Source organism: Actinophytocola sp., from assembly GCF_045807065.1.
GTDB lineage: Bacteria > Actinomycetota > Actinomycetes > Mycobacteriales > Pseudonocardiaceae > Actinophytocola.
Genome location: NZ_JBJMIE010000502.1, coordinates 1 through 6155 on the forward strand (window position 1 = coordinate 1; position 6155 = coordinate 6155).

General features: G+C 69.7%; 8 protein-coding genes and 1 pseudogene. 6 read left to right on the top strand and 3 right to left on the bottom strand.

Translation table 11 applies throughout. The features are described from left to right. Positions 1-184 (bottom strand): hypothetical protein (locus ACJ73U_RS29505; RefSeq protein ID WP_407780997.1); only part of this gene is annotated, 184 nt, incomplete at its 3' end. An 82-nt stretch (positions 185-266) separates the two neighbouring features. Between ACJ73U_RS29505 and ACJ73U_RS29510 the strand changes: the two genes are divergently transcribed. The 5 genes and pseudogenes from ACJ73U_RS29510 (at position 267) to ACJ73U_RS29530 (ending at position 4160) form a co-directional block, all read left to right on the top strand. Next, entirely contained in the window at positions 267-899 is a 633-nt protein-coding gene (locus tag ACJ73U_RS29510) for an ABC transporter ATP-binding protein (protein ID WP_407780998.1), read from the top strand. Positions 900-986: 87 nt separating this feature from the next. Then, complete coding sequence (locus ACJ73U_RS29515) at positions 987-1886, top strand: SIS domain-containing protein (protein ID WP_407780999.1); 900 nt, start codon at positions 987-989, stop codon at positions 1884-1886. Between the two features lie 8 nt (positions 1887-1894). Then, a pseudogene (locus ACJ73U_RS29520) lies at positions 1895-3133 on the top strand (Gfo/Idh/MocA family protein); the annotation flags it as partial. A 194-nt stretch (positions 3134-3327) separates the two neighbouring features. Next, positions 3328-3927, top strand: a complete 600-nt coding sequence (locus tag ACJ73U_RS29525) for a TetR/AcrR family transcriptional regulator (RefSeq protein WP_407781000.1) — start codon at positions 3328-3330, stop codon at positions 3925-3927. Beyond that, on the top strand, positions 3924-4160 hold the full coding sequence (locus tag ACJ73U_RS29530; RefSeq protein WP_407781001.1) for a hypothetical protein: 237 nt from the start codon (positions 3924-3926) through the stop codon (positions 4158-4160). The genes ACJ73U_RS29525 and ACJ73U_RS29530 overlap by 4 nt, the downstream gene beginning before the upstream one ends. A gap of 78 nt (positions 4161-4238) precedes the next feature. Here the strand turns inward: ACJ73U_RS29530 and ACJ73U_RS29535 are convergent, their stop codons facing one another. Continuing rightward, positions 4239-4871, bottom strand: a complete 633-nt coding sequence (locus ACJ73U_RS29535; RefSeq protein ID WP_407781002.1) for a 2'-5' RNA ligase family protein — start codon at positions 4869-4871, stop codon at positions 4239-4241. A gap of 193 nt (positions 4872-5064) precedes the next feature. Between ACJ73U_RS29535 and ACJ73U_RS29540 the strand changes: the two genes are divergently transcribed. Next, on the top strand, positions 5065-5847 hold the full coding sequence (locus ACJ73U_RS29540) for a hypothetical protein (protein WP_407781003.1): 783 nt from the start codon (positions 5065-5067) through the stop codon (positions 5845-5847). Positions 5848-5977: 130 nt separating this feature from the next. Here ACJ73U_RS29540 and ACJ73U_RS29545 read toward each other — a convergent pair whose 3' ends face one another. Further along, entirely contained in the window at positions 5978-6139 is a 162-nt protein-coding gene (locus ACJ73U_RS29545; RefSeq protein ID WP_407781004.1) for a CGNR zinc finger domain-containing protein, read from the bottom strand. Positions 6140-6155 lie beyond the last annotated feature (16 nt).

Genomic DNA, 6155 nt, shown 5'->3' on the forward strand with positions numbered 1-6155 from the left:
CGTGCTCGCGGTTGCAATCGCTATCGCAGCCGCTGCACTGCTGCTCCGGCGCCAGGGTGCTGGCCAAGGGGAGCCGCAGCAGCTTCAGGAGCGCATCGCAGTAGCCGTCGCCGACTTCGCCAATGAGACGGATGATCGTGACCTCAATGGCCTTTCGGGCATGCTCATCACCTCGCTCGAGCAATCGCGTCGGTTGGTCGTCCTCCCACGCTCGCGGATGGTGGATGTCCTAAGGGAGTTGGGCCGGGCGGATCTGGATCATGTCGATGAGGCCCTTGGACGCGAAGTTGCGCGTCGCAACGCGTGCCGAGCTCGCCCGCCTGCACCAGCGTCTCAAGACGACCACCGTCTACGTGACGCACGACCAGGTCGAGGCCATGACCATGGGCGACCGGGTCGCGGTGATGAAGGACGGCGTGCTGCAGCAGGTCGACAGCCCGCTGCACCTGTACGACAGCCCGAAGAACCTGTTCGTCGCCGGCTTCATCGGCTCGCCGGCCATGAACCTGATCCCGGCCAGCGTCAACGGTCAGGGTGCCGTCATCGGCGGCCAGACCATCGAGCTGACCGCCGAGCAGAAGGCCGCGCTGACCTCCAAGGACCTGGTCGTCGGCATCCGCCCCGAGGGCTGGACGCTGAAGCCGGCCGGTGAGGGCATCGCCGCGACGATCGAGGTCATCGAGGAGCTGGGTTCCGAGCAGTTCCTGTACTGCTCGACCTCCTCGCCGCAGCTGGCCTCGGACGCCGACTCGGAGGCCGACACCAGCGCCCCGCCGCCGATCACCGTCCGCGCCGAGGGCCTGTCGCACTTCCAGCGCGGCGAGAAGGTCGGCCTCGTGCCCCAGCCGGGTGCGGTCCACCTGTTCGACGCGGCCACGGGCGATCGCCTGCCCGACTGATCGCGGTTTCTCCGGCCCAGGGCTCCACACGGGGTCCTGGGCCTTTTTCTGTCCGGCGTTCGCTGCGCCGATGTGCGTGAAATCGGTATGATTCACGCAGGTTCGAGCATTCGTGGAGGCACCGTGACGTACCTGCGGGACGAGATCGCCAGCCAGCCCGAGACGTGGGCGCGCGCATTGGAGACGTCCGTCTCCGGGCTGCCGACGCCCGGCGAGCGGGTGGCGGTGATCGGCTGCGGGACGTCCTACTACATGGCCCAGGCGTACGCCGCCCGGCGTGAGGCCGCCGGCCAGGGGGAGACCGACCCGTTCCCCGCCTCCGAGTTCCCCTTCGCGCGGCCCTACGACCGGGTCGTGGCGCTGACCCGCTCCGGCACCACCACCGAGGTGCTGGCCGCCCTCGCCGCGACCGAGGCGCCGACCGTGGCCCTCACCGCCGACCCGTCCACCCCGATCAGCGAGGCCGCGGGCACCGTCATCGCGCTCGACTTCGCCGACGAGAAGTCCGTGGTGCAGACCCGGTTCGCCACGTCGGCACTGCTCCTGCTGCGGACGTCGCTGGGGGAGTCCCTGACCGCGCTGCCCGCCGAGGCCGCGCGAGCCCTGGAGACGCCGCTGGCGCCGGAGCTGCTGGCGGCGGAGCAGGTCACCTTCCTCGGCACGGGCTGGACGACCGGCCTGGCGAACGAGGCCGCGCTCAAGCTGCGCGAGGCGGCCCAGGCGTGGACGGAGTCCTACCACGCGATGGAGTACCGGCACGGCCCGATCTCGATCGCGGCGCCCGGGCGGGCGGTCTGGGTCTTCGGCCCCGCGCCGGACGGCCTGGCCGAGGAGGTGCGGGCGACCGGCGCCCACCTGGCGCAGGACGACGGCGACCCGCTCGTCTCGCTCGTCCGCGCCCACCGCCTGGCCGAGGCGGTGGCGCGGTCGCGGGGCCTGAACCCCGACCAGCCCCGCAACCTCACCCGCTCGGTGATCCTCGCCTGATGGCCCGACAGGGCGAGCCGATGATCGGGGTTCCGTTCGAGGCCCTCGACACCCCGCGCTTCGGCGTCATCGGCCTCGGCAACCGGGGCGGTGCGATGCTGCCGCTGTTGTTGCGGGTCCCCCACGCACGGGTGACGGCCCTGTGCGACATCCGCCCGGAGTGCGCCAACGCCGCCGCCGTGGTGGTCACCGACGCGGGCCAGCCCGAACCCGCCCTGTACACCGGCGAGGGGGACTTCGCGAACCTCGTCCAGCGCGACGACGTCGACTTCGTCTACATCGCCACCCCGCCGGAGCGGCACACCTCCATGGCGCTCGCCGCGATGCGGGCCGGCAAGCACGTCGGCGTCGAGTGCCCCATGGGGCTCACCATCGAGGACCTGTGGGAGCTGGTCGACACCTCCGAGCAGACCCGCCGCCACTGCGTCCAGCTCGAGAACTGCTGCTACGGCCAGCACGAGCTGCGCGTGCTGCGGATGGCGCACGAGGGCCTGTTCGGCGAGCTGTTGCACGGTTCCGGCGCCTACCTGCACGACCTGCGCGAGCTGATGTTCTCGAAGACCTACTACGAGGACCAGTGGCGCAGGCGGCTCCACACGCGCTACGACGGCGACCTGTACCCGACGCACGGCCTCGGGCCGGTCGCCGCGTACCTGGACATCCACCGCGGCGACCGGTTCGTGCGCATGACGTCGATGAGCACGCCGGCGCTGGGGCTCGCCGAGTACCGCGCCGCGCACCTGCCGGAGGGCGACGAGACCTGGGGCGAGCGCTACGTCAACGGCGACGTCACGATGAGCCTGATCCAGACCGCGCTGGGCCGGGTCGTCCACCTCGTGCACGGGGTGTCCAGCCCGCACCCGTACTCCCGGCTCAACCACCTGGCCGGCACGCGGGGCGTCTTCGAGGACTACCCGCCCCGCATCTACCTGGAGCCGGCCCGCGGCGACGAGGAGTGGGGCTCCTTCGACGACTACGCCGCCCACGACCACTGGCTGTGGACCGAGGTGGGTCCGGGTCCCGGCGGGCACGGCGGCATGGACTACATCATGCTGTGGCGCCTGGTGCAGACGCTGCGCCTCGGCCTGCCGCCGGACATCGACGTGTACGACTCGGCGGCGTGGAGCGCGCCGCTGCCGCTCTCCGTGCGGTCGGTCGAGCAGGGGGGCCGGCCGGTCGAGTTCCCGGACTTCACCCGGGACCGGTGGCGCACCCCGCACTCCGGCACGGACTCGGCCAGGCCCTGACGAGGAGCTGGACCCGGTCGGGGGGTCCCGGATCCAGCTCCTCCCGGCGGCGGACGCTCATGTGGCGACACCCGGGCGTGTGTCACCTCCTTGTGTAACGCCCCGCTGGTGGCGCCGCAATCGTTTCCGCCACGGCGCAAAGCTTTTTGGTAGCGTGGTGTATCCAGAAACATCGTGTTACTGAATGAGGCGGCGTGGTACGGCTGACCCGGGTCGAACAGCAGCGGCAGACGCACGACCGGCTGCTGGCGGCGGGCCGCGCGGTGATCGCGAGGCGCGGGTTCCTCGCCGCGACGATCGAGGAGATCGCGGCGGAGGCCGGCTACACGCGCGGCGCGGTCTACAAGCACTTCGGCGGCAAGGAGGGGCTGTGGCTGGCCACCATGGCGGCCCAGGCCGAGGCGCACCTGACGCTCCTGGACGAGGCCCTCGCCAACGCGGGCGACCAGCAGGGGCTGGTGCGTGCGCTGCTGCCGAACGCGTTCGCCGACGACGACGAGGCGGCGCGGTGGAGCGCCTCGACAGCCGAGTTCCTGGCCGCGGTGGCCGGTCAGCCGGAGACCGCCGCCGCGGTCGTCGCCGCGCAGAAGCGGCACGAGGAGCAGATCGTCGCGGTGCTGGACCGGCACTGCCGCCGGTTGGGGCTGCGCCCGGCACTGCCGTTGCCGCAGGTGGTCGTGGTGCTCGGCGCCCTGGGCGGCGGCCTGGCCCTGCGCCGCGGCATGGACCCGGACGTCGACGTGACCGCGATCCTGTCCGGCGTCATCACCGTGGTGCTCCCGGAGGAGACATGAGCGTCCTGTTACCGTTCCTGCTGGTCGCGGCCGTCTGCGCACTCATCGGCTGGGGCCTCGTCCGACTGCGCAAGCGCATCCAACGCCGCCGCGTCGGCAGCTCGGCCCTCAGCGCGGCGATGACCGTGCTCGACGACATCTGGCACCCGGCCGCCGTCGACCCCCAGATCGAGATCCAACAGTCCTACGAACGACGCGCCCCGACCCCCTCACCGGAGGACGACGAGGACTAACGCTGGACTAACGCGATCGCCGCCCGAGTGATCGTGGCGGCCCGCGGGTCCCGGTGCCAGTCAGGTCCGAAACAGGCGTCAGTTCAGCTCCAGGCTCTCTATCAGGCGGCGGGCGGCACCCAGGCGGTCGGCCTCGAACAGGCCGACAGTCGACGCGGTGAACGACAGATCCGCGCGGACGGCCAACGGCTCGGCCGTGACGCCCTCCTTCACCCGGGTCAGCGTGATGTGCGGCCGGTACAGCTCGCCGGCCAGGTCATATCCCACGTCGCGCGCGTTGGCCTGCTGCGCCGCCGAGTACTCGCCGAAATAATCTTCCACCACGGGACGTCCCGGCGAATAACGGCGCCCACGGAGCGCGTTGGTTATTTTTTCGTGTACTCCGCAGAGTGTCTCGTCCCGGGTGTACGAGATCTCGTGATAGTTGCCCGGCGTGACGTGATAGCCACAGTGAACAACCCGAAAGGGGCGCACACCGCGCACCGCGTCGCGCAGCCGCGCCCGAATTTCGTCGAGGTTCCCGATGTCGAACCGTGCCATGTACAAGGTCAGATGTGGGTGCCGGGAGTGGTTGTCCAGTTCGAAAAGCCCGCCTCGACCGGCCAGTTCACGGCTCATCTCCACAACCGCACCGACAACCGGCGCCGGCGGCGCGACGGCGACATTGAGAAGTGTCGTAGTCGCATCCAAACCTTTGTCGTCTCGAACCACGGACGCAAGCACAGGGCGTATAGTACAAGGTCGCGGTTGACAAGGACTTGTGTCCGGGTTAAATCTGGGTGGACGCTCAGGGATGGGCGGGCGAATGGCTGCTGAGCCGAACGGGTTGGACAGGCGGGAACGACAAAGCTGGTTACGCCGGTTCGTCAAACGGGCCAGTTCGCAGGCCGTCGCCTATACCCAGTTGCTCGTTGCCACAGGCGGCCTACTGCTGGTCGTCATGTTGCGCATTCCCTGGCTGACCCAGGTGCTCAACAAGATCGGTTTCACCGACTTCGGCGCTGTGGTGCAGACGATCGTGGTCGTCATACTCGTCTCGGTCTTCTTCGACGTGCGCGGCATCGCGGAGCGGACCGAAGAGAAGACTGTCCTGTCCCGACATCTCGCCGACCCGATGGACGTGTACCCGCTGCTGCACGAAAGGGCCAAGAACATCACGCGTCCCTCGGACAAGCAGCTCGACGTGCTGGGCATGACGCTCTACACGGCATGGCCGAGCGTCCGGTTCCTCCTCAACCGCCCGGAGCTCAACGGCTGGTCGGTTCGCCTGGCCGCCCTCGTCCACGGCGAACGGCGCCTGACCCCGTACGTGCCGAAGGACTGGTTCCGCGACTCGCGTACACACCTGAACAGCATCCTGGCATGCGGCAGGCAAGCCCCCATCAGGGAACGCGGCATCAAGCTGGAGCCGTTCGGCTACGACTTCATGCCTGCCGTGCACGGCTTCCGGCTGGGCAACGGCGACCTGTTCATCTCCTTGCTGCTCTGGCAGACCGACGGGAAGCTGGGCTTCGAGGGCTACTCGTACGAGTTCATCCCGGCCGAGGACAGGTCGCCGACAGCGGAGACGGCCAGGGAAGTCTGGGACACCTGGTTCACTCGCGCCGTGACGACACCGTGGTCACCGGAGACGGTGACCACCGCGTCGTCGCGAACCCCGCCCGGTCAGCTCCAGGGCGACCCATGACTGTCCTTTCACGACCTGGCGCGCGTTCGCGTGGTCCACGAGGAACCCGCCGCCGTCAGGGCCCGGACTGCTCGGCTCGTGTGACGTCAGCCCGTCCCGCCACCGCCATGCCACCCGCTCCAAGCGAGAACTAGACTTCCCGTTGTCGCGACCGGAACGCGGCGACGTGCACACGGTTCGCGCACCGCGCCGAGCAGAACCGTTTGGCCCGGTTGGTGGACGTGTCCAGGTAGTAGTTGTCGCAGTCGGCAGCGCCGCAGTGGCCGAAGCGACTCGGTCCGTAATGGACCATCCCGTGCGCGAGCCCC

Coding starts and splice junctions, on each gene's coding strand:
- ACJ73U_RS29510 (WP_407780998.1), top strand. CDS start 267: ATGAGGCCCTTGGACGCGAAGTTGCGCGTCGCAACGCGTGCCGAGCTC.
- ACJ73U_RS29515 (WP_407780999.1), top strand. CDS start 987: ATGATTCACGCAGGTTCGAGCATTCGTGGAGGCACCGTGACGTACCTG.
- ACJ73U_RS29530 (WP_407781001.1), top strand. CDS start 3,924: ATGAGCGTCCTGTTACCGTTCCTGCTGGTCGCGGCCGTCTGCGCACTC.
- ACJ73U_RS29545 (WP_407781004.1), bottom strand. CDS start 6,139: ATGGTCCATTACGGACCGAGTCGCTTCGGCCACTGCGGCGCTGCCGAC.